The sequence below is a fragment of the Shinella sp. 838 genome (genome assembly GCF_029623935.1).
GTDB lineage: Bacteria > Pseudomonadota > Alphaproteobacteria > Rhizobiales > Rhizobiaceae > Shinella.
In genome coordinates this window covers 62,210-86,208 of the sequence record NZ_JARSBQ010000004.1, presented here as the reverse complement: position 1 = coordinate 86,208, position 23,999 = coordinate 62,210, and the positions used below count along the sequence as shown (strand labels likewise).

Below are 23,999 nucleotides of genomic sequence, written 5' to 3'. Positions count from 1 at the left end.
GTGACCCTAAACTCCCGCTCCGTCCTGAAGCACGACGATGCTATCCGCCTTCAGCCGAAGGTCAAGCTCGCCACCGATGTCAGGCGTCTCGGTCTGCGGCAGATGCGCGGTGAGGCTCGCCCCGCCCGCGGCAACGTGGCAACGGTGATGCGTGCCGAAGAAGGCGCTGGAGGTGATCCGGCCGCGCCCCAGCGAGACGGTCGGCACCGCCGCACCGGCACTGCGAAAATGCTCCGGCCGGATGCAGAGCGTCACATCCCGCCCCGCCGCCGGCAGGCCGGAAACGAAGGCGGAGGCGGGGAGGGCAACGCGGCCGAGCGCGGTTTCCACTTCGGCCTCGTTCCCCGCCGTGCCGCACACCTTGGCCGGCAAAAAATTCGCCTCGCCCATGAAGCCGGCGGAAAACAGCGAGCGCGGTCGCATGTAGATCGAGGCGGGCGTGCCGACATCCTCGATGCGCCCCTTGTTCATGACGACGATACGGTCGGCGATCGCCATCGCCTCTTCCTGATCATGCGTGACATGCACGAAGGTCGTGCCGACACGCTTCTGGATCGCCTTCAGTTCGTCATGCATCTGCCGACGCAGTTTCAGGTCCAGCGCGCCGAGCGGTTCGTCGAGCAGCAGCACGTCGGGATCGACCGCCAGCGCCCGGGCGAGCGCCACGCGCTGCCGCTGGCCGCCCGAGAGTTCGTGCGGCTTCTTGGCGGAGGACGCCCTGAGCCCGACGAGATCGAGATAGGAAAATGCCTTCTCGTAACGCTCCGCCTTGCCCATGCCGCGCATCCTGAGGCCGAAGCCGACATTGTCGCGCAGGCACATATGTGGAAAGAGCGCATAGTCCTGGAACATGGTGGTCGTCGGGCGTTTGGCCGGCGGCACAAAGGTCATGTCCCGCCCGCCGATCGCGATCGTGCCTGAGGTCGGCTCGATGAAACCGCCGAGGATGGACAGCAGCGTGGTCTTGCCGCAACCCGAGGGACCGAGCAGCACGATGAACTCGCCGGCGGCAATATCGAGCGAGACGTCGTCCAGTGCCCGGAAAGCGCCGAAAACCTTGGTGGCGTTCTTGATGGAAACGTCGGCGGTCATGAGGATTTCCCGGTTTTGCGGAAGACGGCGAGTTCCACCACGACGAGGAACACGACCGAGACGAGGAAGACCACGCTGCCGATTGCGTTGGTCCGCGGATCGAGGCCGGAGCGCAGCATGCTCCAGATCTCGACCGGCAGCGTCACATCGAAGCGCGACAGCAGGAAGGCGACGATGAACTCGTCCCAGCTGAAGGTGATGGAGAGGAAGAAGGCGGAGAGGATCGACGGCAGCAGCATGGGCGCGGTGACGAGCAACATGACCTGCCAGTCTTTTGCGCCGAGGTCGCACGCCGCCCGCTCGATGTTCACCTGATGTCCGCCCATCGAGGCATAGATGATGGCAAAGCACAGCGGCAGGTTGATCACCACATGGCCGATGCCGACGGTCAGAAGCGAAAGGCGCAGGCCCGTGACGTTCAGCATCGACAGCAGGCCGAGCCCGATGATCAGCGTGCTGACAGTCATCGGCGCGACGATGAGCCCGCGCAGCAGGCCGGAGGCCGGCAGCGTGTAGCGCGCGAAGGCATAGGCCGCGAGGAAGCCGAGCACGCAGGCGACCGCCGAGGAGAGGATCGCGACGAGAAGCGAATTGCCGAGCGCCGCCATCAGCTTGCCGTCGGCAAAGATCGCCTCGTACCAGCGCAGCGTCAGCCCGTTCAGCGGCGGCACCGGCAGGGTGCCGTCCTGGAAGGAGAACAGCACCAGCACCACGACCGGCAGGAAAATGAAGAGATAGATGAGGCCCGCATAGAGCGCCGCCAGCGCCGTGGTGAGGTGCCGCATGGTCAGGTCCTCTCCATCTTCAGCCAGCGGGCGCAGGCGATGTAGGCGAGCGTCACGACGACCATCAGAACCAGCGAGAGCGCGGCCGCCATCGGGAAATCCGCCCGTCGGCCCAGTTGCAGCATGATGACCTGCGGCAGCACCAATTCGTTGTTGCCGCCGAGGATCTGCGGCGTGATGTAATCGCCGATGCACAGCACGAAGGTCAGGAACGCGCCGACCATGATGCCGGGCAGCGTCAGCGGCAACACGACATGCCAAAAAGTCTGGAAAGCGTTCGCCCCGAGGTCTGCCGCCGCGCGGCGATAGTTCGGCGAAAGCTGGATGAGGTTGGCGTAGATCGTCAGCGTCAAGAGCATGACGAAGAAGTGCACGAAGCCGATGACCGTGCCGGTGCGGTTGGCCGAAAGCTCCAGCGGCTCGGCGATGACGCCGAGGGCGAGCAGCGCCTGATTGACGACGCCGCCCTTCGAGAGCACCAGCAGCCAGGAATAGGAGCGCACCACATAGGAGGTCCAGAACGGCAGGATGGCCATGACGAGGGCGAAACGCTGCCATTTCTTCGGCACGCGCTCGGCGATGATCCAGGCCAGCGGATAGGCGAGCAGAATGGAGATGACGGTGACGATGGCGGTAATCTCCAGCGAGACGGTGAGCCCCTTGAAGAAATGCGCCTTGCCGAAGAAGGCAATGTAGTTATCGAGCGTCCAGGTCGCGACGATCTCGCGCCCCTGCCGCGTCCAGAAACTGATCGCCGCCATATAGGCGAAGGGCACGAGGAAGAAGAACCCCGTCCAGGCGAGCGCCGGCAGGGCAAAGGCCCAGGCCTTACGGCGCTCGGCGCGTTCGAGGGCGGTGGTGGTCATGCGGTCGGGTCTCCGTTCGCGCTCTATGCTGGTGCCGCCCCTCATTCGCCTGCCGGCACCATCTTCCCGCGAGCGGGGAGACGGGGATATGCCGCACCGGCTTCCTTGACCAATGACCGGTTCGTGGGGCAAGTCCCCTCTCCCCGCTTGCGGGGAGAGGGGTAGGGTGAGGGGCGAACCTGATGCGATTGCCCAGCAACGCGGGCGACTGCGCTCCATTAAACCCTTACTGCTGCAACATCTCCGTCCACACATCCTGCATCGCCGCATCCATGTCGGCATCCGCCACCGGATAGAGCTGCGAGTTCTTCAGGTAGTCCGGCTGCCTGTCCCAGCGCAGCGCCGTCTTCTGCTGGTCGGTCAGGTGCTCGCCCGCCTTGGCGTTCGCCGGCATCGCCCAGTAGCAGGAGGAGGTCGCAAGCCGCGCCTGCCCCTCGGGACTGACGATGTACTGCACGAATTTCAGCGCCAGATCCTGCTTTTCGGAATCCTTGAAGACGCCGATCGACTGCGCCCAGCGCAGCGCGCCCTGTTTCGGGATGGTCCAGTCGAGGTTCGGCTTTTCCGCCGAAAGCCCGGCCGTCAACCATTCCCCGCCACCGACGACGATGTCCACCTCGCCGGTCGCCAGCGCCGTCTGCGAGGCGACGACGTCGCTCACCTGGCGGGCGACCTTCTTCATCTCGAACAGCTTTTCCTTGATCGCCGGCAGGTCGTCCTGCTTCAGTTCGGCGGTCTTCTTGCCGATGCCGACGCCTGTCAGGCCGACCATCGGCAGGTAATAGTCATAGAGCGCGATGCGGCCCTTGTATTTCTCCGACCAGATGACGGAGAGGTCGTCCATGTCAGCGGGATCGACCTTCGTCTTGTCGTAGGAGATCGTGTTGTAGCCGAACTTTTCCGTGACGGCATAGACCTTGCCGTCCTTCGTGGTCGTCTGCTCCATGCGCACTTCAGGAAAAAGGTCGCCGAGCGGCAATTTATCGGCCGGCATCTCGCCGAGAATTTCCATGTCGATGGCGCGCGGCACGTCGACGGCGTCGATGACAAGCACGTCCCAGTCGCCGGGGCGGGATTGCTCGATGATCGAGATCGCCGCACCCGTGCCCTCGTATTCCTTGAGGTTCACCTTGACGTTGTTGGCCTTTTCGAACGGCTCGACCAGCGCGGGATCCGTGTGATCGCACCAGACGAGCGCGTTCAACTCGTCCTGCGCCATGGCACCCGCCGGAGCGAGGACAAGAGCGGTGGCGGTGGCAAGAAGCATGCGGCGGCCGAGCCCGCCCGAAACGGTTATCTTCATCGTCTTTCCCTCTGGCTGCAGGCTGTCGGCCTGGCGGATGGCACTCATTGCGGTGCCTTGAGAAAAAGATTGAACGAGTTCATTTTTTAAGTCAATCTCATTTTTGAGGGGATTCCAACGGAGGTTCCATGGCCGGATTGCGCGCAAAACAGAAGGCGGACAGGACACGTCGCATCCTCGAAGCCGCGACCACGCTGTTTCGCCGCGAGGGCTATGACAGCGCGCGTATCGAGGACATCGCCGAGATGGCGGAGGTCTCCGTCGGCACACTCTACAACTACTACCAGAACAAGGGCGACATCCTCGTCGCGACCGTGGCGATGGAGGTGACGGAGGTGCTGGAAGCCGGCACGCGCATCGTCGCCAACCCACCGCTGAACGTCGCCGAAGCGCTGCGTGCGCTGATCGAGCAGTATTACGACCATTCGCTCTACTACCTCTCCAAGGAGATGTGGCGTACGGCCATGGCGATCTCCATCCAGCAGCCGGACATGCCGCTCTCCCGGCGCTACAGCGAACTCGACGGCCAGCTCTGCGCGCAAGTCATTCGCCTCGTCGAGACCCTGCAGGCCCGCGGCATCGTACAGGCCAGCGTCGACACCAAGGCCATGGGTGAGCTTTTCTTCAACAATCTCAACATGATGTTCATCGAGTTCTGCAAGGTCGACGCCATGCCGCTCGAAGAACTGAAGGCGCGCGTCAACACCCAGCACGAGCCCATCGCCGCGCTCATCAGCACCGTCAAGATCGTCTGAGCGACAGGAAGCCTCCCCGCATGACCGAACCGGAAACCACCGTCCTTGCCGCCGCCGATGCGCTGGTCGACGCCTTTGCGCGGCACGACCGCGAGGCCTATTTCGCCGCCTTCTCTGAAGAAGCGAGCTTCCTCTTCTACAATCTCGACCGCCGCCTCGAAAGCCGCACCGCCTACGAGGCCGAGTGGGCCCTCTGGGAGAAGCGCGACGGTTTCCGCGTGCTCGCCTGCCGTTCGACGGACCGACAGGTGCAGTTTGCCGGCAACGTCGCGATCTTCACCCACGCCGTCGAGACCGATCTTTCCATCGGTGGCGAGACCGTAAGGAACAACGAGCGCGAGACTATCGTCTTCTCCCGCGACCCGTCCGGCCGCTGGCTCGCAGTCCACGAGCACCTGTCGCCCGCGGTCTAAGTCAGCAACATTTTTCCTCGGCCTTGCCGGCCGCAAGCTGTTCGAGGATCGGGCAATCCGGCCGGTCGTCGCCGTGGCAATGCGCGGAAAGGTGCTCCAGCGTCTGCACCATCTCCTGCAGCAGGCGCATCTTTTCCTTCATCTCGGCGACATGCGCGCTGGCGATGCGCTTGACGTCGCCGGAAGCGCGTTCGCGGTCCTGCCAGAGCGCGAGCAGGTCGCGGATCTGGGCGATGGAAAAGCCGAGATCACGCGCTCGCCGAATGAAGGAGAGCGTCGAGAGGTCCTTCGCGCCGTAGACGCGGTAGCCCGCGCCCGTGCGGCCGGCCGCCCGGATGAGGCCGATCTCTTCGTAATGCCGGATCATCTTGGCGGTGACGCCCGTCGCCTCTGCCGCTTCGCCGATGTTCATGCATAGTCTCCCTTGCAGAAAGCCGCGGGAAAACATTCCGGCCGCAGCAGGATCGAGACGGTGGGCATTGCGCAAAGCGCAGTGCCTGCCGACCCATCCGGCGCGCCAGGAAAAGCCAGGCGAGCCGTCAGCATACGAGCAAAGTGGGCCGTCATCCCGTTCTGGAAATGGTCGCGCAGTGCCCCGTCTGTCAAGATCAAGCGGCCTTTTGACGCTCAGGCGGCGTCGACCGGCGAATAGCCCTCAGCTTCGATGACAGAGGCGACGGCAGAGCGGTCGCCGGCATTCTCAACCGAAACGCGCTTCGTGCCGAGATCGATCTCGATCTTGGCGGCCGGAAAGGCAGAAAGGACCGCGCCCGTGATCGTCTTGGCACAATGACCGCAGGTCATATCCGCAACAGTGAAGGCGAGGCGGGCATTGTCACTCATGAAGGGTCTCCTGATTGGTCACCCATGCTGAAACCTTCCCGCATGGCAAGGTCAAGCTCGGATCCACCGGAAAGACTCAACCGAAGAGAAGCGTGAGGAGGACCAGGAACTGGTCGCGCGCCCGCGTACCGCCAAGTCGCTCCAGGCAATCCGCCTCAAAATCCGCCTCCGCCTTGCGGGCATCTGCAAATAGGCTCGCCCCGGCTGGAGTTACATAAAGGGCGTGAGAGCGCCGGTCGTTCGGCGCCGCACGCCGCTCGATCAGACATCGCCCTTCGAGCTCGTTCATCAGCGATACGAAATTCGCCCGTTGGACACCCATCGCTCCGGCAATCTCCGATTGCTTGCGCCCGGGATTTTCCGCGATCAGGGCGAGGGCGCTGAACTCTGCCGGACGCAGGTTCATAGCCGAAAAATAGAGGAGGAAACGGTGAAGAAACTGGCCGTGCGCTCGACGGAGTTGATGCACCACGCCTTGCGCCACCAAGGAGGCGCCAAGAGCGCCTTCGGTAGTTGGCCCGTCAATTTCGCCCGCTGTTCCCATGACTTGAGCCTCTTCCCCGCGACCGGACTTCCTCCGGTGCGCAGCATGTCAAGACCATAAGGACAACCGGAGCAAGCACAAGACACGGCCTGCGCGATTGCATCTATTTTCTACACGCAACCATTAGGAGCGAAATGATTTTGCCGCCCCCAGACATTCGGTGATGCCTGGGGTCTACATGAACATCGTCTCGCTCAGCTAAAAGTAGCAACCGCTGATTAGTCCAAGGCGAATCGGTTGAGCCGTTCCTGCAGCCGCCCGATCGTCGTCACATCGGCATTGGCGAAGGCGAAGCGGAGGTAGCCGTCCTGCCGCGCACCGAAATAGCTGCCGGGCAGGCAGAGAATGCCGGCCTCCTTGGCCAGCTTCTCCGCGACCCGCGCGGAGGGCGCTTCGCCGAACGGATGGCCAATGAAGGCGAAGTAGGCGCCGACCGCGCCAACGCGCCAGGCCGGAGCGCCGGCCATAGTCGAAAGCAGCGCCTCGACCCGCCGGGCGATTTCCCGACGGTTCTCCTCGCGCCAGTCGGCCAGGAGTGGCAGGGCTGTGGCAACAGCGGCCTGGGCGGAGCGCGGCGGGCAGATCTGCAGGTTGTCCATGATCTTGGCGACCTGCTCGACCACGCCGGCACCCGCCGTGATGGCGCCGAGGCGATGGCCGGGTATGCAGAAGGATTTCGAGAAGCTGTAGAGGCTGATCAGCGTGCTCTCCCAGCCCGGCCGGCCGAACAGGTCATGCGGCCGGCCGGCACCGGCCGGCAGGAAGTCGCGATAGGTCTCGTCGAGAATGAGCCAGACACCGCGTGCGGCGCAAAGATCGTAGATCTGCGCCAGCAGGGCGGGCGGATAGACGGCGCCGGTGGGGTTGTTCGGGGAGACGAGCGCGACGGCGCGCACGTCGGGCGTAATCGCCGATGCCAGCGTCTCGATGTCAGGCAGGAACCCGTTGGCGGGGTCGCAGGCCGCAAACCGGGTCTTGATACCCAGCATCGCGAGCGTCGTTTCCTGGTTGAAATAGTAGGGATCGGTCATCAGCACCGCATCACCGGCTCCGGCGACCGCCATGGCGGCACAGATAAAGGCCTGGTTGCAGCCGGCCGTGATATGGACATTGCCGGCGACAATCGCCGCGCCGTAGGCCTCCGCCACATGCAGCGCATAGGCCTTGCGCAGGCTGTCCTCGCCTTCGATCGGCCCATAGCCCGTATAGGCGCGCGAAGCGGCATATTCGCCGAGCAGGCGCAGCATGTCGGGATGCGGCGGATAACCGGGCACAGCCTGCGACAGGTCGATCATCGGGCCGCTACGGCCATCATAGGCATCGCCCCAGGCGAAGACGGACGGGATCGGCGGGGCGGCAAGGGTTTCGACGAGCGGGTTGAAACGGGGCATTGTCATTTCCGTAGCGGTCAGGCGCGGGTCTTGCGCTGGGGGGTGGAGGGAACACGGCGCTTGGCCGGGATTGCGGTCGCGTGATGGTTTTCACCGGTCCGGCCACTGCGGCCGCGCAATATCATGCGGGCGGAGGTCTGCGGCTCGGGCAGGCTCTCTTCGAGCGAGGCAAAGAGCCAGTCGATGAACACCTTGACGATCGGCGCCTGGCGCACCGCCTGCCGGCAGGCGACATAGAACGCGTCATTGGCCGGCACCGTCAAGTCGAAGGGCACGACGAGTTCGCCGCAGGCGATGAGGTTGCTGGCGGTGATCGTGTCGCCGAGGGCGATACCCTGGCCATGCAGCGCCGCCTCGGTGGAAAGGCGCGCGTCGCTCATGAAATGCTGGCGCCCGCGCACCACGTCGATCGCATCCGCCGCCGCCAGCCAGGTGTTCCATTCGCGCCCGTCGTCACCGTGGAACAGCGTGTGGTCGGAAAGATCGCGCACCGAGCGCAGCGGACGGCTGTTGAGCAGCGTCGGACTCGCCACCGGAAAGAGCTGGAGATGCGACCAGAGCCGCGTCCAGCAATCCGGCCAGTTGCCATCGCCGTAGAGCACGCTGACATCCGTGTCGAGCGAGCGCAGATTGTCGGGATCGTTGGAGGCGATCAGCGTCACACGCACGCCGGGGAACTGGTCGGTGAAGGTGTTGAGGCGCGGGATGAGCCAGAGCGACAGGAGCGCGGGCACGCAGGTGACGGTGAGATCGCCGCGGGTCTCCGGCTGCTTCATCAGCGCCGTTGCTGCCGCGATCTCGCCGAAGGCATTGGTAACGGCGGGCAGCAGAAGCGCGCCCTGCGGCGTCAGCTTGAGCCGCTTGCCGCCGCGCTCGAAAAGAACGGTGCCAAGCGATTCCTCCAGTGCCCGTATCTGGTGGCTGACCGCGCCGTGCGTCACGTTCAGCTCGCGCGCGGCAGCCGAAACCGCGCCCCGGCGGGCGGTCGCCTCGAAGGCGCGAAGCGGGTTGAGCGGCGGCAGGCGCGAGGCCATGGAGGCGGTTCCGGTATGTGAGTTTTTCTCACACAAACCGCTACAACAATGTCAATTGATTTTCCAGCCGTTTTATTACGATACTATGAAGAACGAGGGCAAAGCCCCGGGGGAACATCATTTGGCTCGCTTCTGCTCCGGCCCCCGGTCTGCCCGCATTTCTGACAGGTGAGGTAAGGACAATGGGCGGCAGCAAGCTCGACGAACTCAAGGCAAAGTACGGCGCAAGCCACGGTGGCGAACTGTTCGACCCGGCCTTCCGCAAGGTCGCCGACAAGATCTTCACCAAGAGCGGCTCGCGCCTTGCGCCCTATGCCGGCGTACCGACCTTCCTCTCCGCACCTTACATGCCCCTTGATGCGGAAAATCCCGATTTCGGCAATCTCCAGGTCGCCATAACGGGCGTGCCAATGGATCTCGGCGTCACCAACCGCCCCGGCTCGCGCTTCGGGCCGCGCGCCATGCGCTCCATCGAGCGCATCGGCCCCTACAACCACGTGCTCGATTGCGCCCCGGTGCAGGAACTGCGCGTGGCCGATATCGGCGACGTGCCCTTCCAGAGCCGCTATCGCCTCGAGCTCAGCCATGACGACATCGAGAAGCGCTTCAACCAGATCGTGGATGCCGGCGTGATCCCGCTCGCCGTCGGCGGCGACCACTCGATCACCCATCCGATCATGAAAGCGGTCGGGAAGAAACAGCCGGTCGGCATGATCCATATCGATGCCCATTGCGACACCGGCGGCTCCTTCGACCAGACGAAGTTCCACCATGGCGGCCCGTTTCGCAACGCCGTGCTCGACGGCGTGCTCGACCCGACCCGCACGATCCAGATCGGTATCCGCGGCTCGTCGGAATATCTCTGGGAATTCTCCTATGAGTCCGGCATGACCGTCATCCACGCCGAAGAGGTGAGCGGCCTCGGCATTCCTGCCATCATCGAGAAGGCGAAGGCGATCGTTGGCGACGGGCCGACCTATCTCTCCTTCGACATCGACAGCCTCGACCCGAGCTTCGCCCCCGGCACCGGTACGCCGGAAATCGGCGGACTGACGAGCCGCGAGGTTCTGGAGCTGATCCGCGGCCTCAAGGGCATCAATCTCGTCGGCGGCGACGTCGTCGAAGTCGCCCCGCAATATGACGCCACGACCAACACCGCCCATGCCGGCGCCCAGGTGCTGTTCGAAATTCTGAGCCTTATGGTTTTCAGCCCTTCCGTGGCCCGGACCGCCTGACATACAATAGCAACAACGGGAACGCACCGGCCGGATCGATCGGCCGGCCTAACAGGAGAAAAATGACGATGCGTGACATCCTCAAGACCAATGTCAGCCGCCGCGCGGTGCTGGGTGCCGGCGTTGCCGGTGCCTCGCTGCTGGCCATGCCGGCCGTGCTGCGCGCCCAGGACAAGTCGCTGAAGGTCGGCGTGTATGGCGGCTACTTCAAGGATTCGTTCGACAAGAACATTTTTGCCGATTTCACCAAGGAGACCGGCATCGCCGTGGAATCGGTCGCCGAGCCGACCGGCGAAGCCTGGCTCGTCCAGCTCGAACAGGCCGCCAAGGCCGGCCAGGCCCCGGCCGACGTCTCGATGATGTCGCAGGTCGCCATGCTGAAGGGCCAGTCGACCGAACTCTGGGCCGCTCTCGACACGGCCAAGATCCCGAATTCATCGAACCTCATCGACCATTTCGTCAACAAGTATCCCGACGGCCGCGTCGCCGGCATCGGTGCCGTCGCCTGGTACATCACGCTCGTGACCAACACGGATGTCTACAAGGAAGCGCCGACCTCCTGGAATGCGCTGTGGGATCCGGCCAACGCCGACAAGCTCGGCCTGCTGGCGCTCGTCTCGAACTCGTTCCTCCTGGAAGTGACCGCGAAGACCCATTTCGGTGGCACCAACGCGCTCGACACCGAGGAAGGCCTCGTTAAGGCCTTCGAGAAGCTCGCCGAAGTCAAGCCGAACGTCCGCCTGTGGTATCGCGACGAGGCGCAGTTCGAACAGTCGCTGAAGTCGGGCGAAATCCCGATGGGCCAGTACTACCATGACGTGACGGGCCTTGCCGCAAAGGATGGCCAGCCGGTCCGCTCCACCTTCCCGAAGGAGGGCGGCATCATGGATTCCGGTTGCTGGGCCCTGTCACGCGCCTCCGAAAAGGCCGAAGAAGCCCACACCTTCATCAACTACATGTGCCAGCCGAAGATCCAGGCGCTCCTGTCGCGCAAGGTCGGTACCGCCCCGACACTGAAGCGCGATCTGCTCGACCTCACGGCGGAAGAGTTCGCCGCGGTGTCCTCGGACATCGAGCCGATTATCCCGCGCTATGACCTCTACACGTCCAAGGCCGACTGGCTGAACCAGAAGTGGACGGAAATGATCGCGGGCTGAGCCGCGCCTTCCAGAACTCGACCGGCCGGCTGAACAATCAGCCGGCCGGCCCCAAAACCGTCAGCGCCGAGCGGAGCTCCAATGTCCGGATTGACCCTCCAGAATATCGTCAAGCAGTTTGGTACCTTCACGGCCGTCAAGAATGTCGAGCTGACGGTTCCGCACGGCACCTTCGTCTGCCTTCTCGGCCCGTCCGGTTGCGGCAAGACGACCCTGATGCGGATGGTCGCCGGCCTCGATCTTCCGACGAGCGGCGCCATCAAGCTCGACGGCAAGGACATTACCAACGTGCCGACCCACAAGCGGGAGCTCGGCATGGTCTTCCAGTCGCTGGCACTTTTCCCGCACCTGACGGTCGGCGAGAACATCGCCTATTCGCTGCGCATCCGCGGCGTCGGCAAGGAAGAGCAGAAGAAACGCGTCGACGAGCTGCTCGCGATGATCCACCTTACAGGCTACGCGGACCGCCCGGTCGCAAAGCTCTCCGGCGGCCAGCGCCAGCGCGTCGCGATCGCCCGCGCGCTCGCCATCTCGCCGAAACTCTTCCTGCTCGACGAACCGCTCTCCGCCCTCGACGCGAAGCTGCGCGAGGCCATGCAGGTGGAACTGCGCCAGCTGCAGCAACGCCTCGGTATCACCACCATCGTCGTCACCCACGACCAGCGCGAGGCCATGACCATGGCCGACACGGTCGTCGTGATGAGCGGCGGTGAAATCCGCCAGGCCGCCGCGCCCGTCGAAATCTACCGCCGCCCGGCCGACACCTTCGTCGCCGACTTCATCGGCATGACCAACCTCATCGACTTCTCCGCCGACGGCGCCGGCGCGAGCGTGCTCGGCGCGCAGGTGCCCGGCCTTTCCATCCCGGCGGGCCTCAAATCCGGCATCATCTCGGTGCGCCCGGAAGACGTGCACCTCACCGCCGCCGGCAACGCCCCGATCACGGGGACCGTCACCTTCGTGCGCGATCTCGGCGGCACGATCGAGACCTTCGTCGAGGCGGCCGGCAAGCAGGTCGTCGCCGTCTCCATGCCGAATGCCCGGCCAGACGTTGCCGTCGGCCAGACCGTCGGCATCCAGCTCAACCCCGGCGATTGCGTGGTGCTGAAGTCATGAGACGCGAGGCCCCGCAGAAGTTTTCCGACTACGGCCCGCTGTTCTTTCCCGCGGGCATGCTGATCGTCTTCTTCGTCGTGCCCTTCGCGACGATGATCGCCGTCTCCTTCTTCCGCCGCGACCCGGCGGGGTTCTACTCGCCCGATTTCGTCTTCGACAACTATGCCCGCTTCCTGAGCCTGTTCTTCGGCAAGGTGCTCGGCTTCTCGCTGTTCCTGGCGATTACGGTCGCCATCTGCTGTGTGGTGCTCGCCGTCCCCTTCACATATCTGCTCTCGCGCGCCCGGCGAAAGACGCAGGTGCTCTGGCTGGTGGCGCTGCTCTCCATCCTGTCGCTGTCGGAAGTCATCATCGGCTTTGCCTGGTCGACCCTCTTCTCGCGCACCGCCGGTATTACCAATCTGCTCGTGATGCTCGGCATCATGAACGAGGCGGTGGCCCTCAACCCGAGCTTCGGCGCGGTGTTGACCGCCATGACCTACCAGGCGCTGCCCTATACCGTGCTCGTGCTCTATCCCGCGCTGGTGCGGCTCGACCCCACCCTGACGGAGGCCGCGCGCACGCTTGGCGCCTCGCCGGTAAAATCCTTCTTCACCGTGGTCGTGCCGGCGCTCAGGAACACCATCGTCGCGACGCTGATCATGGTGTTCATCTTCGCGCTCGGCTCCTACCTCCTGCCGCAGATCCTCGGCCGGCCGCAGCACTGGACGCTCTCGGTGCTCATCACCGACCAGGCGATCTACCAGTCCAACATGCCGTTCGCCGCCGCCATGGCCGTGTTCCTCGTGCTCGTCACGCTCGGCCTCGTCGCACTCACGGTCTATGCCGGTCGCAAGGGAGAAGCCGCATGAACGCGCTTCTGCAGAAGGTCTATTTCGGCCTTATCGGCCTCTTTCTCTCGCTGCCGATCATCGTGGTGGCCGGTGTCTCGGTCAACGAGAAGCAGACGCTCGCCTTCCCGCCGCAGGGCTTTTCGCTCGGCTGGTACGGCGAAATCTTCACCAATGTCGAATGGCGCAACGCACTCTTCGCATCGATAACGCTCGCGGCTCTTTCAGCGGCCGTCGCGCTCGCCATCGCCCTGCCGCTCGCCTGGTTTCTCTGGCGCCGCCACGCGCCCTGGGCAAACATCTTCCAGCTGCTCGGCGTCGCGCCCTTCACGCTGCCGCCGGTCATCACCGCGCTCGGCCTTCTCACCTTCTGGGCGACGACCGGCTTCTACGGCCAGCCCGCGACGGCCGTCATCAGCCATGCGATCTTCTTCGTGACGCTGCCGCTGGTCACGCTCTCGCTCGGCTTCTCTTCCATCGACCGTTCGCTGGTGGAAGCAGCCGCCACGATGGGCGCCGACGACCGCACGATCTTCCGCACGGTGGTCCTGCCGCTCATCCTGCCCTATCTGATCTCCGGCTATGCCTTCGCCTTCGTCCTGTCGCTCAACGAATATATCGTTGCCTACATGACGATCGGTTTCACGATGGAGACACTGCCGATCAAGATCTTCAACGCCCTGCGCTACGGCTATACGCCGACGATGGCCTCGGTCACCATCCTCTTCGTCGCCATCGCCGCCACCATCTTCGGTCTCGTCGCCCGCTTCGGCGACCTGCCGAAGCTGCTCGGCGCCATGTCGTCGCGGGACTAGAGCATTTCCAGCCGAAGCGAAATCGCTTCGGCGTCGGATAATGCGGCAAAGCAAGGATCGAGAGTACGTCCGGAAGGCGGGGACCGATCCTCCGTCCGGGAACACGAAAGACAACAGGTTAGGGCGTTTTCGCGGCTCGAAGACAAGCGATAACGCCCTGACGGCCCGTCAGGAGCGGGACGCTTGCTGCCGGAAGGCCACAACGAACAGGAGCCCGCATGCGGATCGCCGCCCTCCAGATGCACGCCATTGCCGGCGACGGCGAGGCCAATATCGAGCGCATCGCGGCAGCTGCCGCCGATGCGGCAGCCGGCGGTGCCAGGCTGCTCGTCGTGCCGGAACTTGCCGTTCCCGGCTATGGGGCAGGGGAGGCGGCCTTCGGCCGTCTCGCATCCCCCGCAACGGGTGACGTTGCCACGCGCCTCGGCGCGATCGCCCGCGACAACGCCCTTGCCATCGTCGCGGGCTTTGCCGAACAGGACGGCACGCATGTCTACAACAGCGCGCTCTTTACCGATGGCATCGGTACCAACGCCGTCTACCGCAAGTCCCATCTCTATGGCGACTACGAGCGCGCCGCCTTCCGCACCGCCGCACCTGCCTCCGTCATGGTGGAACTCGGCGGCATCCGGCTCGGCATGCTGATCTGCTACGACGTGGAGTTTCCGGAAAACGTCCGGCGTCTCGCGCTCGCCGGCGCCGATCTCGTCCTCGTGCCCACGGCGTTGCCGAAGGGCTCGTCCGGCACTTTCATCGCCAATCACATGATCCAGGTACGCGCCTTCGAGAACCAGGTCTTCGTCGCCTATATCAACCATTGCGGCGCCGACGACCATTTCACCTATGCCGGCCTGTCACGCATCGCAGCGCCCGACGGCAAGCTGCTCGCCGAAGCGCCGGCAGAGGGCGAAACCCTGCTCTTCGCGGAAATCCGCCCCGAGGATTACGCGAAGTCACGCGCGGAAAACACCTACCTCATCGATCTTGGCCGTCAGGGCTGAACCGCCTAAAGGCTGATCAGAGCCGTTCCGGCGACCGCCAGCGCCGCGCCCAGCCATGCCAGCGGCGGCGGCACGGCGCCGGTGCGGGCCCAGATCATGGGCAGGATCACGACCGGCGTCATCGATGACAGCGTCGAGACGATGCCGACGCTGCCATGTGCCAAGGCGGCCATCAGCAGCGACATGCCCAGGCCCACACCGAAAAAGGCAGAGCCGACCGCAAGGCTCAGCGACCTTTTTCCGATCTGCGCCGCCGGCTTTACCACCGGATGCGGAACCGCCATGAGAAGCAGGAAGAACAGGGCCGCAATCCCGGAGCGCACGGCCATTGCCGTGAAAGGTTCGGCCCCGGCCGCCATTGCGGGACGAGCAGCAAGGCTTCCGAGCGCCTGACCAAGCGCCGTAACGACGCCCAGTACGATACCGAGCCACGAGATCCGCTCGGTTCCTTTGGACTTCGCCGTACCTCGAGCACCGATCGCGAGCAAGATCCCCAAGAGAACGCAAGCGATACCGGCTCCTTGCTGGCCGTCTATCGTTTCCCCGAGGAAAAGGTAACCGAACAGGACGGCAAAGGGTGCGGTGAGCGAGAAGAGCAGGGCCGTGGTGCGAGGGCCGGCGGTATAGATCGCCGCAAAATAGGTCGTACTCGCGATAATGATGCCAAAAAGGCTGGAAACGGCAAGAAAACCGAGCTGCCAGAGCCCTATCGTGCGCCAGCCACCGACGGCGAGGGATACGGCGGCCGTCATGAAAAAGGCGGTGCCCATCTGCAGGCGCGCAAGATCGAGAAGCGGTAGGCGGCCGCGCAATTCGCTGACGAGCATGCTGCTCATCGCAATGCAGATGGCGGCGCAAAGGGCAAGGATTTCGGCGAGATACATGGAAAGACCGGACGAATGATCGCCCGGCCTATCGCACAGATTTCCCCTAGCGGATAGAGCCTTTCACGGCCGCCCTCCGCTCAGGCCTGAAAGGTGATGCGGCCGTCGCAAATCGTCGTGACAGGGCGGATCGCGGCGAGCTTCCCGTGCTCGGCCGCCTCGACATTGTCCGAGAGCACGACGACATCCGCGAGATAGCCCGCCTTCAGCATGCCCTTGCGGTCTTCCATGAACTCGACCCAGGCGCCATTCTTCGTATAGGCGGCCAGCGTCTCGGCCAGCGAGAGCCGTTCGTCCTTCAGGCCCTCCTTCCAGAGACCACGCGTCATGGCGCATTCGATGCAGTTCATCGGGTCGAGCGGGGAAACCGGCCAATCCGTAGCGAAGACGATCTCCGCCCCGGCATCGACCAGCGTGCGCCAGGCGAAAGCATAGGGCCAGCGGTCTTCGCCGATGTAGGAGAGGTAGGGCTCGACCGGCAGGCCGGCGCTGCCCGGCGGATGGGTCGGCTGCATCGAGGCGACGGTGCCGAGTTCCTTGAAACGCCCGATATCTTCGGGATGCACGACCTCGATATGCTCAATGCGGTTGCGGCTGTCGCGCTTGCCGTTCGCCTTGATGGCGGCCTCGTAGCCATCAAGCACCATGCGCACGGCGCCGTCGCCGATGGCGTGAACCGCCACCGGCAGGCCCAGCTTGTCGGCGGCAATCGCGATGCTGTCGAAGTGTTCCTGCGAGAACAGCGGGTCGCCCTTCCAGCCAGGCTGGTGTGCATAGTCGTCGATGAAAACGGCGGTGCCCGATTCCGTCACGCCGTCCATGAAGAGCTTGACGAAATCGCAGCGAAGGCGATCGGTGTTGAAGCGGTTACGCCACGCGGCCGCCTTCGTCTCGAGATCCGAGAGCGGCATGAAATTCTTCATGTGGAAGGGCATGCGCACGCGCACCGGCAGGCCCACCGTACGCTCGATCTCGTCGAGCATTTCAAGCTGGTAGAGGCTGCCGTCCATGTTCTGCAGCGAGGTAATGCCGAGCGAAGCCACATAGGCAAGGCCCCGCTTGATGACCTCGATATCGCCGGCACGCTCTTCTGCCGTCACATGCTCCGGGTCGCCGCCGGTGCCGACACCGAGCATTTCGCGCCCGCCGGTCTCGCCGAAGGCGGAAACGGGGCGGATGGCGTTGCTCTCGCGCAGTTCACCGATCGCGAGGCCATCGTCGGCCATGACGATCTCGTTGCCGACGCCGACATCTCGCCCTTCCAGGATGCCGCCCATCCTGAGCGCCGTCGTATTGGCCCAGGCGGTGTGGTGGTCGGGCGCGACGATCAGCAGCGCGCGGTCCGGCAGGATCCGGTCGAGATGATGCCGCGTCATGCGCTCGTCGTCAGAGAGGATCGTGTAGTCCGCCTGCTGCGCGATGAGGAGCTGGCGCTCCGGATAGTCGGCGGCATAGCCTTTCACGGCCTTTTCGAGGGCGTCAAATCCCTTGACGCCGGCCAGCGACAATTCGGTGAGTTCGGCCGAACCGCCGAAGATGTGCATGTGCGCTTCGTTGAAGCCGGGCAGGACAGTCCCGCCCTTGGCGTCGATCACATGGGTGTCGGGCCCCGAAAAGGCATCGATCTCCGCTTCGGAGCCGACGGCCAGGATGCGGTTTCCGGCAATGGCGACCGCATTCGCCCGCGGGTTCGCCGCATCCATGGTCAGCACCCGCGCATTGCGGATGATAAAGCTCGCTTCCGTCTGCATGGCGTATCCTTGAAATGCGTTCAGATTGCCCGGCGGCAAAGCGCCCGGAAGAACGTGAAATTGTCCTGGTTCTCCTCGTCGCCCAGCGGCTCCGGCTGGGAGGAGAGCTTGACGATGACGGTCTCAGTGCTCGGATCGACATAGAGCCACTGGCCGTGGATACCGATCGCGCAGAAGGCACCGTCGGCTTCGCCCGACTGGTACCACTGGCTGCGGTAGCGCCCGTTCGGCAGGTCGACATTGCGGCCCTGCTGCCAGGCCTCCCGGTCGCCGTTCTCCTGCATGTCGCGGATCCAGCCTTCCGGCACGATCTGCCGGCCGTTGCGCACGCCGTGGTTCCGCAGCAGTTCACCAAGACGGGCAAGGTCGCGCGCCGTCATGGAAACGCCACCCGCGGTGCGCGGCGTGCCGATCGCGTCCACCGTGATGTTGGCATTGCCCTTGGCACCCATCGGCTTCCAGAGAAGATCGGAGGTGAGGTCGGCAAAACGAGCGCCGGTGACGCGCTCGATGACGACGCCGAGCAGATCGGCATTCGGCGAGGCATAATAGAACGGCCCGCCATGCGGCCGCTCGGCCTTCTCGAGGGTTACGAGGAAGGAGGCGAGCGTTTCCGGCGCAATGTTCGGCTCCGGCGGGTTCCAGAGCATGGCGCGGCGATAGCGCGCGAAGGCGCCGTGCGGGTCGAGATAGGCTTCCTCGAAATCCAGGCTGACGCGCATGTCGAGCACGTCGCGATAGGTGCAGTCGCCATAGACGCTGCCCTTGGCCTCCGGCAGGTAATCCGCCACCGGCCGGTCGGGATCGATCAGTCCGTCCGCCTCCAGGATGCCGGAGACGACGGCCGTCAGCGACTTCGAGATGGAGAAGACAAGGTGCGGCGCATCCGGATTGGCATGCGGTGCGTAATATTCAGCGACGATCTCGCCCCGGCGCATCATTACGAAGGCGTCTGTATGGGCGAAGTCGAGGAAGGCGCGGGCGCTCGCGGCACCGGCAAGGCCTGTCTCCATCGCCGCATCGAGAAAGGCGTCGCTGGGAAGCGGCGCTTCGGCGGCCGGCACCTCTGCCGCAATCACCGCCGTCGGCACGAGATCGCGGACATTCTGAAAGGTCCAGCGGCTATAGGGGGCAGTGCGCCAGTTGGCGAGCGTAACATCCGCACGGGTAAAGCCGTGCTCGTCCTTGAACGTCTTCATCATGACATAACCAACTGAAGCGCGGGAAGGCGCAAAGCCTTCCCGCGTCCAGCTGTCCTCGGTTTTCGCGGCCTTGCCGCTTACTTCTGCAGTTCGGTCCAGATCTTCGTGTAGAGCTGCTGCACATCCGGTTCGCAGCTTGCAAGGAATTGGCCTGCAGGCTCGAATTCAGCCGGCACGACCAGTTCCGGCGCATTCTGCATTTCCGCCGGCAGGAACTTTTCGGAACCCTTGATGCCGTTGGAATACTTGGCGAAGGCGGAGATCAGGGCCGCGTTTTCCGGATCCATGATGAAGTTCATGAACAGCTTGGCATTCTCGGTGTTCTTCGCATCCTTCAGCAGCGCGACGCTGTCCATGAAGTAGGGGAAACCTTCCTTCGGGTAACCGAACTTGATGTCGGCGTTCTTCAGGCGCGAGCGCATGATGGCGCCGTTCCAGTAGTAGACGGCGGCATAGTCGCCGGCCGGCAGCTTCTCGGTCACGCTGTAGTCCATGGCGAGCCATTTCGTCTTCGCCTCGACGAGCTTGTCGCGGACCTTGCGCAGCACGTCCTTGTCCATCGTGCACCATTCGCCGCCGAAGTACTTGATGGTGGCGAAGAGCACGTCGTTCATTTCCGGCGCGACGTTGATCTTGCCGGCAAGTTCCGCCGGCGGATCCAGGAAGATCGCCGAAGTGTTGATGTCGCCCTTGTAGACGGAAGCGTTGACGCCAATGCCGGTCAGGCCCCACTGCCACGGAACGGTGTAGTGACGGCCGGGATCCCACGGCACGTCGACCCAGCGCGTATCGACATTCTTGAAGTTCTCCATCTGGTCCGGACGGGCTTCCTGCAGCAGGCCTTCCTTGACCCAGATCTGCACGTAGTTCGCCGACGGTACGACGATGTCGAAGCCGTGGCCGCCGGCGCGGACCTTGGCAAGTGCTGTGTCGTTCGAATCGTAGTCCGTGACCGTCACTTTGACGTCGAACTTCGCCTCGAATTTCTTGATCAGCTCCGGGTTGGTGTAGTCACCCCAGTTGTAGATGTTGAGCTCGCCCGCTGCCGAGGCGGCACCCGCCGTCGCCAGCATGGCAATGGCCGCCGTCGCGGTCGTCGTCATCCATTTCATTTTCATTCTCTGTTCCTCTCTGTCGTTTGTTCGTCGAGATGATTACTGTTTTTTTCGGTTGATGAAGAAGAAGATCACGACGAGTGCCGTCGAAAGCGCTAGGAAGACCGTGGCGATGGCGTTGATCTCGGGTGTCGTCTCGCGCCGGAGCTGTCCCAGCATGTAGGTCGGCAGGGTATCCTGACCACCGGATTTCACGAACTCCGTGATGACGACGTCATCCAGGGAGATGACGAAGGACAACATGAAGCCAGCGATGACCGCCGGGCGCAGCAGCGGCAGGGTCACATGCCGGAAGGTCTGCCAGCGCGAGGCATAAAGGTCGGCCGCCGCCCGCTCCAGCGTCAGGTCCATGCTCTCCAGCCGGGCACGGATGGGCAGGTAGGCGAAGGGAATGCAGAAGGCGGTATGTGCCACGATCAGGTAGCCGAGCCCCGAATAGCCTGTCCAGACCTTGATGCGCGAGAAGACGATGAGCAGCGCCACGGCCGTCACGATTTCCGGTACCATCAGCGGCTGGTTGATGAGCGCATACTTGAAGGTGAGGCCGCGATAGGGCGTCGTGCGCGTCGTCGCGAGAGCCGCCATGGTGGCGGCGATCGTGGCAAGGAGAGCGGCCCAGACCGCGATGATCAGCGAGCGGATGGCCGCGTCCTGAACGGCCGCGTTCTGCCAGGCGGCGACGAACCAGCGTGCCGAGAAACCATCCCAGCGCGACAGAGATTCTGCCCCGTTGAAGGAGTAGATGACCAGCGCCGCGATCGGCAGGTAAAGCGCAAAAAAGGTGAAGAGGGTGATAAGCCCGAAACCGGGCTGCGAGCGGATGTCGAAATGCGATTTAAACATGGCTCGAACCTCCCCGCGAGGCATTGCGCACGTAGAAGATCAGCGCAACCATCACCAGCGCCATCAGGGTGATAGACATGGCGGCGCCGAGCGGCCAGTTGCGGCCCGATCCGAACTGCATCTCGATGAGGTTGCCGAGCATCATGTTCTTGCCGCCGCCGAGCACGCGCGGAATGACGTAGGCACCGAGCGAGGGAATGAAGACGAGGATGGAGCCGGCGATGATGCCGGGCTTCACCAGCGGGATCACGATGCCGCGCAGGACCTGCAGGCGGCTCGCATAGAGATCGTAGCCCGCTTCCACCAGCCGGAAATCGAGCTTCTCGATCGAGGCATAGAGCGGCAGCACCATGAGCGGCAGATAGACATAGGTCATGCCGAGCAGGTTGGCAGTGTCCGTGTACATGATCTGCAGGGGGGAATCGATCACGCCGAGCCAGATCAGGGCGTTGTTGAGCAGACCTTCGTTGCGGATGACCTGCTGCATGGCGAAAGTGCGGATCAGAAGGTTGGTCCAGAACGGGATCGTCACCAGGAAGACCCAGATCTCACGGGTATGCGCCGGGCGCGTCGCGATGAAGTAAGCGGTCGGAAAGCCGAGGATCAGGGTGAGGAGCGTCGTGAAGAACGACAGCTGGAGCGAGCGCCAGATAATCGACAGATGCGCATCCGCAAGCCCGAGCGTATCGTCGAATATGTCGCGCTGGAAGAAGACCGAGACCCAGCCGTCGAGCGAGAACTCCCCGAACTTGACATCACCGTAGTCGCCCTTCGCCATGAAGGAGTAGAGCAGCATCACGAGCAGCGGGCCGACGGCCGCAAAGAAGATGATGAGCAGGGCCGGCGTGCTGAGCAGCCAGCGGGAGCGGATGTCCTTTTTCTGCGCCGCGAGAGCGGCCTGCTGTGCGCCGCTCATCGTCAATCCCTCAAGATCTGGGCGACGTCGTCGCTGAGGCTGATGCCGACCACCTCGTCCTTCGAAAAGCCGCAGGACCCGCTGCGGGTATTCTGCTGGCGCACGGTGAAGGTCGTGCCGTCCTCGAGGCGAATGTGGAAATGCGTGTCCGTGCCGAGATAGACGATTTCGTGGATGGTGCCGCGCAACACCGAAGACGGCGAGGGGGCTGCGACCTGGGCATGTTCGGGACGGACGACAACCGTCACCTTGCCGCCGGGCGTCAGGTCGGCCGGGAAGGTCGCCGGGATCTCCGCGCCGGAGGAGAGCCGCACGCGGGCCCGGTCGCCGGAAACCGCAACGACCTCGGCCGAAAGGAAATTCGTCTCGCCGATGAAGTCGGCCACGAAACGTTCGGCCGGACGGTCGTAGATATCCCAGGGCGAGCCCACCTGGCGCACCGTGCCCGTCGACATGACGGCGATGCGATCGGACATGGTGAGCGCTTCCTCCTGGTCATGCGTGACGAAGACGAAGGTAATGCCGGTTTCGGTCTGGAGGCGCTTCAGCTCCATCTGCATGGACTTGCGCAGTTTCAGGTCGAGCGCGGAAAGCGGTTCATCGAGCAGCAGCACCTTCGGTTGCGGCGCGAGAGCCCGGGCGAGCGCCACGCGCTGCTGCTGGCCGCCGGAAAGCTGGGTGACCGGATTGTCGCCGCGCCCATCCAGATGGACAAGCTTCAGCATGTCCTTGACGACGCTGTCGATTTCCGAGCGAGGCTTGCCCAGCATCTTGAGGCCGAAACCGATGTTCTCGGCCACCGTCAGGTGCGGGAAGAGGGCATAGTTCTGGAAGACCGTGTTGACGGGCCGCTGGTTCGGCAGAAGGCTGGAAATATCCACGCCATCGAGCAGGACCTGTCCTTCGGTCGGCAGCTCGAAGCCGGCGATCATACGCAGGAGCGTAGTCTTGCCGCAGCCGGAAGGGCCGAGAAGGGTGAAGAATTCATTCGACCGGATATCCAGCGTCACATTGTCGACGGCCTGGAAATTGCCGAACCATTTCTTGATGCCATGCATGCCGATGGCACCGCCATGGGCCGCGGTCGTTCGGGTCTCAGTCATCGGTTCCCCGTTTATCGTCCGGCCGCCCGAGCGTGCTCCGCCCAAAGCGCCGGCTGTCCTCTGTCCGACCGCTGATCGCGGTTCTTATGTGATAGGCTTATCTTGCTTATGATCACAACAAATCATAATTTGATCAAATCTGTAAAGGGTGATTTTGAGCTTTGCGATTTTATCCGCCTTGCGTGCAAGGGTCGCAGAATTCAGCCCAGAGACGATAAGCCGGCAGAGGCCGGGTCGACAGAGGGGAGGGTTTCCGCATGCTGGTTGCTGCCGGTCGCGAAGCGTCCGAATCCGCCAAGCAATGGGTCTACCGCGTGCTGCGGCGGGCCGTCATGACGGGCCAGTTCGAGCCGGGCGATCCGGTGACGATCAATGGCCTGGCCGAATCCCTCGGCGTCAGCGCCATGCCGGTGCGCGAGGCGCTGCACAGGCTGGTTGCCGACGGCGCGCTGGAACTGCTCGATAATCGCCGCGTCCGCGTGCCGGACATCGATCCGCAGCGCTTCGAAGAGGTGCTGGAGGCCCGCATCGCGCTCGAAACCCGCGCCGCCGAACGCGCCATGCCCTTCATCGACGAGGCCCGACTCGCGCGCCTGCGCGCCTTCGACCAGCAGGCCGACGAGGCACTGGCACGGCGCGATTTCGGCCGCCTCGTGGAGGCGAATTTCGATTTCCACCGCTGCCTCTACGAGGCCCGGCCGGGCACGGTGATGCTGCCGCTGATCGAATCCCTCTGGCTGCGCCTTGCGCCCTTCATGCGCCGGGCGGGCGAAACCCTTTCCGCCACCTACCAGATCGACCGCCACGCCGAAGCGCTCGCCGCCATCGTCGCGCGCAATCCCGACGCGCTCAAGGCGGCCATCGCCGCCGACATCCGCGACGGCACGGGCCATCTCGGGCAGATGCATTTCGAACAGATGGGCGCCGCGCGGAAGGCGAGTTGACGGCACCGGGGTTTCCACGACAACCCGACCGGTATTCTTCTTTGGTGAGCGCTTGCAGAAA

At 63.9% G+C, this 23,999-nt stretch carries 25 protein-coding genes; 9 read left to right on the top strand and 16 right to left on the bottom strand.

Annotation, left to right across the window (positions count from 1 at the left end; translation table 11 throughout):
- Positions 1–6: 6 nt before the first annotated feature.
- From P9A16_RS35785 to P9A16_RS14980, 4 genes are all read right to left on the bottom strand, one after another.
- On the bottom strand, positions 7–1,092 hold the full coding sequence (locus tag P9A16_RS35785; protein ID WP_024271211.1) for an ABC transporter ATP-binding protein: 1,086 nt from the start codon (positions 1,090–1,092) through the stop codon (positions 7–9).
- On the bottom strand, positions 1,089–1,877 hold the full coding sequence (locus tag P9A16_RS14990; protein WP_023517480.1) for an ABC transporter permease: 789 nt from the start codon (positions 1,875–1,877) through the stop codon (positions 1,089–1,091). The genes P9A16_RS35785 and P9A16_RS14990 overlap by 4 nt, the downstream gene beginning before the upstream one ends.
- 2 nt (positions 1,878–1,879) lie before the next feature.
- Entirely contained in the window at positions 1,880–2,743 is an 864-nt protein-coding gene (locus P9A16_RS14985) for an ABC transporter permease (protein WP_023517481.1), read from the bottom strand.
- 226 nt (positions 2,744–2,969) lie between these two features.
- Positions 2,970–4,046 (bottom strand): polyamine ABC transporter substrate-binding protein, encoded by a 1,077-nt coding sequence (locus P9A16_RS14980; protein WP_037409684.1) that lies wholly within the window; start codon positions 4,044–4,046, stop codon positions 2,970–2,972.
- A gap of 128 nt (positions 4,047–4,174) precedes the next feature.
- Here P9A16_RS14980 and P9A16_RS14975 point away from each other — a divergent pair, with 128 nt between their 5' ends.
- A complete protein-coding gene (locus P9A16_RS14975) occupies positions 4,175–4,801 on the top strand; it encodes a TetR/AcrR family transcriptional regulator (protein WP_023515678.1) in 627 nt (208 codons plus the stop codon).
- A 20-nt stretch (positions 4,802–4,821) separates the two neighbouring features.
- Complete coding sequence (locus P9A16_RS14970; RefSeq protein ID WP_023515677.1) at positions 4,822–5,214, top strand: YybH family protein; 393 nt, start codon at positions 4,822–4,824, stop codon at positions 5,212–5,214.
- A gap of 1 nt (position 5,215) precedes the next feature.
- Here P9A16_RS14970 and cueR read toward each other — a convergent pair whose 3' ends face one another.
- The 5 genes from cueR to P9A16_RS14945 form a co-directional block, all read right to left on the bottom strand.
- Positions 5,216–5,626, bottom strand: coding sequence for a Cu(I)-responsive transcriptional regulator (gene cueR / locus P9A16_RS14965; RefSeq protein WP_023515676.1), 411 nt, complete (start codon positions 5,624–5,626; stop codon positions 5,216–5,218).
- Positions 5,627–5,841: 215 nt separating this feature from the next.
- Positions 5,842–6,057: a heavy-metal-associated domain-containing protein gene (locus P9A16_RS14960; RefSeq protein ID WP_023515675.1), complete on the bottom strand. Its 216-nt coding sequence runs from the start codon at positions 6,055–6,057 to the stop codon at positions 5,842–5,844.
- 76 nt (positions 6,058–6,133) lie between these two features.
- Positions 6,134–6,601: a MarR family winged helix-turn-helix transcriptional regulator gene (locus P9A16_RS14955; RefSeq protein WP_023515674.1), complete on the bottom strand. Its 468-nt coding sequence runs from the start codon at positions 6,599–6,601 to the stop codon at positions 6,134–6,136.
- 218 nt (positions 6,602–6,819) lie between these two features.
- A complete protein-coding gene (locus tag P9A16_RS14950; protein WP_023516963.1) occupies positions 6,820–7,992 on the bottom strand; it encodes an aminotransferase in 1,173 nt (390 codons plus the stop codon).
- A gap of 17 nt (positions 7,993–8,009) precedes the next feature.
- Entirely contained in the window at positions 8,010–9,026 is a 1,017-nt protein-coding gene (locus P9A16_RS14945; protein ID WP_023516962.1) for a LysR substrate-binding domain-containing protein, read from the bottom strand.
- Positions 9,027–9,208: 182 nt separating this feature from the next.
- Here P9A16_RS14945 and speB point away from each other — a divergent pair, with 182 nt between their 5' ends.
- The 6 genes from speB (at position 9,209) to P9A16_RS14915 (ending at position 15,180) form a co-directional block, all read left to right on the top strand.
- The gene (gene speB, locus P9A16_RS14940) at positions 9,209–10,261 is read left to right on the top strand and encodes an agmatinase (protein WP_023516961.1); all 1,053 of its coding nucleotides are present in this window, start codon (positions 9,209–9,211) and stop codon (positions 10,259–10,261) included.
- 68 nt (positions 10,262–10,329) lie between these two features.
- On the top strand, positions 10,330–11,418 hold the full coding sequence (locus tag P9A16_RS14935; RefSeq protein ID WP_023516960.1) for an ABC transporter substrate-binding protein: 1,089 nt from the start codon (positions 10,330–10,332) through the stop codon (positions 11,416–11,418).
- 81 nt (positions 11,419–11,499) lie between these two features.
- A complete protein-coding gene (locus P9A16_RS14930; RefSeq protein ID WP_024271646.1) occupies positions 11,500–12,534 on the top strand; it encodes an ABC transporter ATP-binding protein in 1,035 nt (344 codons plus the stop codon).
- Entirely contained in the window at positions 12,531–13,385 is an 855-nt protein-coding gene (locus P9A16_RS14925; RefSeq protein ID WP_023515374.1) for an ABC transporter permease, read from the top strand. The genes P9A16_RS14930 and P9A16_RS14925 overlap by 4 nt, the downstream gene beginning before the upstream one ends.
- Positions 13,382–14,179 carry an ABC transporter permease gene (locus P9A16_RS14920; protein ID WP_023515373.1) on the top strand — a complete coding sequence of 266 codons (798 nt, stop codon included), beginning with the start codon at positions 13,382–13,384 and terminating at the stop codon, positions 14,177–14,179. Before P9A16_RS14925 ends, P9A16_RS14920 begins: the two co-directional genes overlap by 4 nt.
- A 218-nt stretch (positions 14,180–14,397) precedes the next feature.
- On the top strand, positions 14,398–15,180 hold the full coding sequence (locus tag P9A16_RS14915) for a carbon-nitrogen hydrolase family protein (protein ID WP_023515372.1): 783 nt from the start codon (positions 14,398–14,400) through the stop codon (positions 15,178–15,180).
- Positions 15,181–15,185: 5 nt separating this feature from the next.
- Here the strand turns inward: P9A16_RS14915 and P9A16_RS14910 are convergent, their stop codons facing one another.
- From P9A16_RS14910 to P9A16_RS14880, 7 genes are all read right to left on the bottom strand, one after another.
- On the bottom strand, positions 15,186–16,064 hold the full coding sequence (locus tag P9A16_RS14910) for a DMT family transporter (protein ID WP_023515371.1): 879 nt from the start codon (positions 16,062–16,064) through the stop codon (positions 15,186–15,188).
- Positions 16,065–16,144: 80 nt separating this feature from the next.
- Positions 16,145–17,815: an amidohydrolase gene (locus P9A16_RS14905; protein ID WP_023515370.1), complete on the bottom strand. Its 1,671-nt coding sequence runs from the start codon at positions 17,813–17,815 to the stop codon at positions 16,145–16,147.
- Positions 17,816–17,835: 20 nt separating this feature from the next.
- Entirely contained in the window at positions 17,836–19,017 is a 1,182-nt protein-coding gene (locus P9A16_RS14900) for a serine hydrolase domain-containing protein (RefSeq protein ID WP_023515369.1), read from the bottom strand.
- 77 nt (positions 19,018–19,094) lie between these two features.
- Entirely contained in the window at positions 19,095–20,129 is a 1,035-nt protein-coding gene (locus tag P9A16_RS14895; RefSeq protein ID WP_037409688.1) for an extracellular solute-binding protein, read from the bottom strand.
- 42 nt (positions 20,130–20,171) lie between these two features.
- Positions 20,172–20,975: an ABC transporter permease gene (locus P9A16_RS14890; protein WP_023514514.1), complete on the bottom strand. Its 804-nt coding sequence runs from the start codon at positions 20,973–20,975 to the stop codon at positions 20,172–20,174.
- Complete coding sequence (locus tag P9A16_RS14885; protein WP_023514513.1) at positions 20,968–21,891, bottom strand: ABC transporter permease; 924 nt, start codon at positions 21,889–21,891, stop codon at positions 20,968–20,970. Before P9A16_RS14885 ends, P9A16_RS14890 begins: the two co-directional genes overlap by 8 nt.
- A gap of 2 nt (positions 21,892–21,893) precedes the next feature.
- A complete protein-coding gene (locus P9A16_RS14880; protein ID WP_023514512.1) occupies positions 21,894–22,994 on the bottom strand; it encodes an ABC transporter ATP-binding protein in 1,101 nt (366 codons plus the stop codon).
- 257 nt (positions 22,995–23,251) lie between these two features.
- Between P9A16_RS14880 and P9A16_RS14875 the strand changes: the two genes are divergently transcribed.
- Complete coding sequence (locus tag P9A16_RS14875) at positions 23,252–23,938, top strand: GntR family transcriptional regulator (RefSeq protein WP_023514511.1); 687 nt, start codon at positions 23,252–23,254, stop codon at positions 23,936–23,938.
- Positions 23,939–23,999 lie beyond the last annotated feature (61 nt).

Bases quoted from the DNA above. Each gene is read 5' to 3' on its own strand.
- P9A16_RS35785 (WP_024271211.1), bottom strand. From the start codon at position 1,092: ATGACCGCCGACGTTTCCATCAAGAACGCCACCAAGGTTTTCGGCGCT.
- P9A16_RS14990 (WP_023517480.1), bottom strand. From the start codon at position 1,877: ATGCGGCACCTCACCACGGCGCTGGCGGCGCTCTATGCGGGCCTCATC.
- P9A16_RS14985 (WP_023517481.1), bottom strand. From the start codon at position 2,743: ATGACCACCACCGCCCTCGAACGCGCCGAGCGCCGTAAGGCCTGGGCC.
- P9A16_RS14980 (WP_037409684.1), bottom strand. From the start codon at position 4,046: ATGAAGATAACCGTTTCGGGCGGGCTCGGCCGCCGCATGCTTCTTGCC.
- P9A16_RS14975 (WP_023515678.1), top strand. From the start codon at position 4,175: ATGGCCGGATTGCGCGCAAAACAGAAGGCGGACAGGACACGTCGCATC.
- P9A16_RS14970 (WP_023515677.1), top strand. From the start codon at position 4,822: ATGACCGAACCGGAAACCACCGTCCTTGCCGCCGCCGATGCGCTGGTC.
- cueR (WP_023515676.1), bottom strand. From the start codon at position 5,626: ATGAACATCGGCGAAGCGGCAGAGGCGACGGGCGTCACCGCCAAGATG.
- P9A16_RS14960 (WP_023515675.1), bottom strand. From the start codon at position 6,057: ATGAGTGACAATGCCCGCCTCGCCTTCACTGTTGCGGATATGACCTGC.
- P9A16_RS14955 (WP_023515674.1), bottom strand. From the start codon at position 6,601: ATGGGAACAGCGGGCGAAATTGACGGGCCAACTACCGAAGGCGCTCTT.
- P9A16_RS14950 (WP_023516963.1), bottom strand. From the start codon at position 7,992: ATGCCCCGTTTCAACCCGCTCGTCGAAACCCTTGCCGCCCCGCCGATC.
- P9A16_RS14945 (WP_023516962.1), bottom strand. From the start codon at position 9,026: ATGGCCTCGCGCCTGCCGCCGCTCAACCCGCTTCGCGCCTTCGAGGCG.
- speB (WP_023516961.1), top strand. From the start codon at position 9,209: ATGGGCGGCAGCAAGCTCGACGAACTCAAGGCAAAGTACGGCGCAAGC.
- P9A16_RS14935 (WP_023516960.1), top strand. From the start codon at position 10,330: ATGCGTGACATCCTCAAGACCAATGTCAGCCGCCGCGCGGTGCTGGGT.
- P9A16_RS14930 (WP_024271646.1), top strand. From the start codon at position 11,500: ATGTCCGGATTGACCCTCCAGAATATCGTCAAGCAGTTTGGTACCTTC.
- P9A16_RS14925 (WP_023515374.1), top strand. From the start codon at position 12,531: ATGAGACGCGAGGCCCCGCAGAAGTTTTCCGACTACGGCCCGCTGTTC.
- P9A16_RS14920 (WP_023515373.1), top strand. From the start codon at position 13,382: ATGAACGCGCTTCTGCAGAAGGTCTATTTCGGCCTTATCGGCCTCTTT.
- P9A16_RS14915 (WP_023515372.1), top strand. From the start codon at position 14,398: ATGCGGATCGCCGCCCTCCAGATGCACGCCATTGCCGGCGACGGCGAG.
- P9A16_RS14910 (WP_023515371.1), bottom strand. From the start codon at position 16,064: ATGTATCTCGCCGAAATCCTTGCCCTTTGCGCCGCCATCTGCATTGCG.
- P9A16_RS14905 (WP_023515370.1), bottom strand. From the start codon at position 17,815: ATGCAGACGGAAGCGAGCTTTATCATCCGCAATGCGCGGGTGCTGACC.
- P9A16_RS14900 (WP_023515369.1), bottom strand. From the start codon at position 19,017: ATGATGAAGACGTTCAAGGACGAGCACGGCTTTACCCGTGCGGATGTT.
- P9A16_RS14895 (WP_037409688.1), bottom strand. From the start codon at position 20,129: ATGAAATGGATGACGACGACCGCGACGGCGGCCATTGCCATGCTGGCG.
- P9A16_RS14890 (WP_023514514.1), bottom strand. From the start codon at position 20,975: ATGTTTAAATCGCATTTCGACATCCGCTCGCAGCCCGGTTTCGGGCTT.
- P9A16_RS14885 (WP_023514513.1), bottom strand. From the start codon at position 21,891: ATGAGCGGCGCACAGCAGGCCGCTCTCGCGGCGCAGAAAAAGGACATC.
- P9A16_RS14880 (WP_023514512.1), bottom strand. From the start codon at position 22,994: ATGACTGAGACCCGAACGACCGCGGCCCATGGCGGTGCCATCGGCATG.
- P9A16_RS14875 (WP_023514511.1), top strand. From the start codon at position 23,252: ATGCTGGTTGCTGCCGGTCGCGAAGCGTCCGAATCCGCCAAGCAATGG.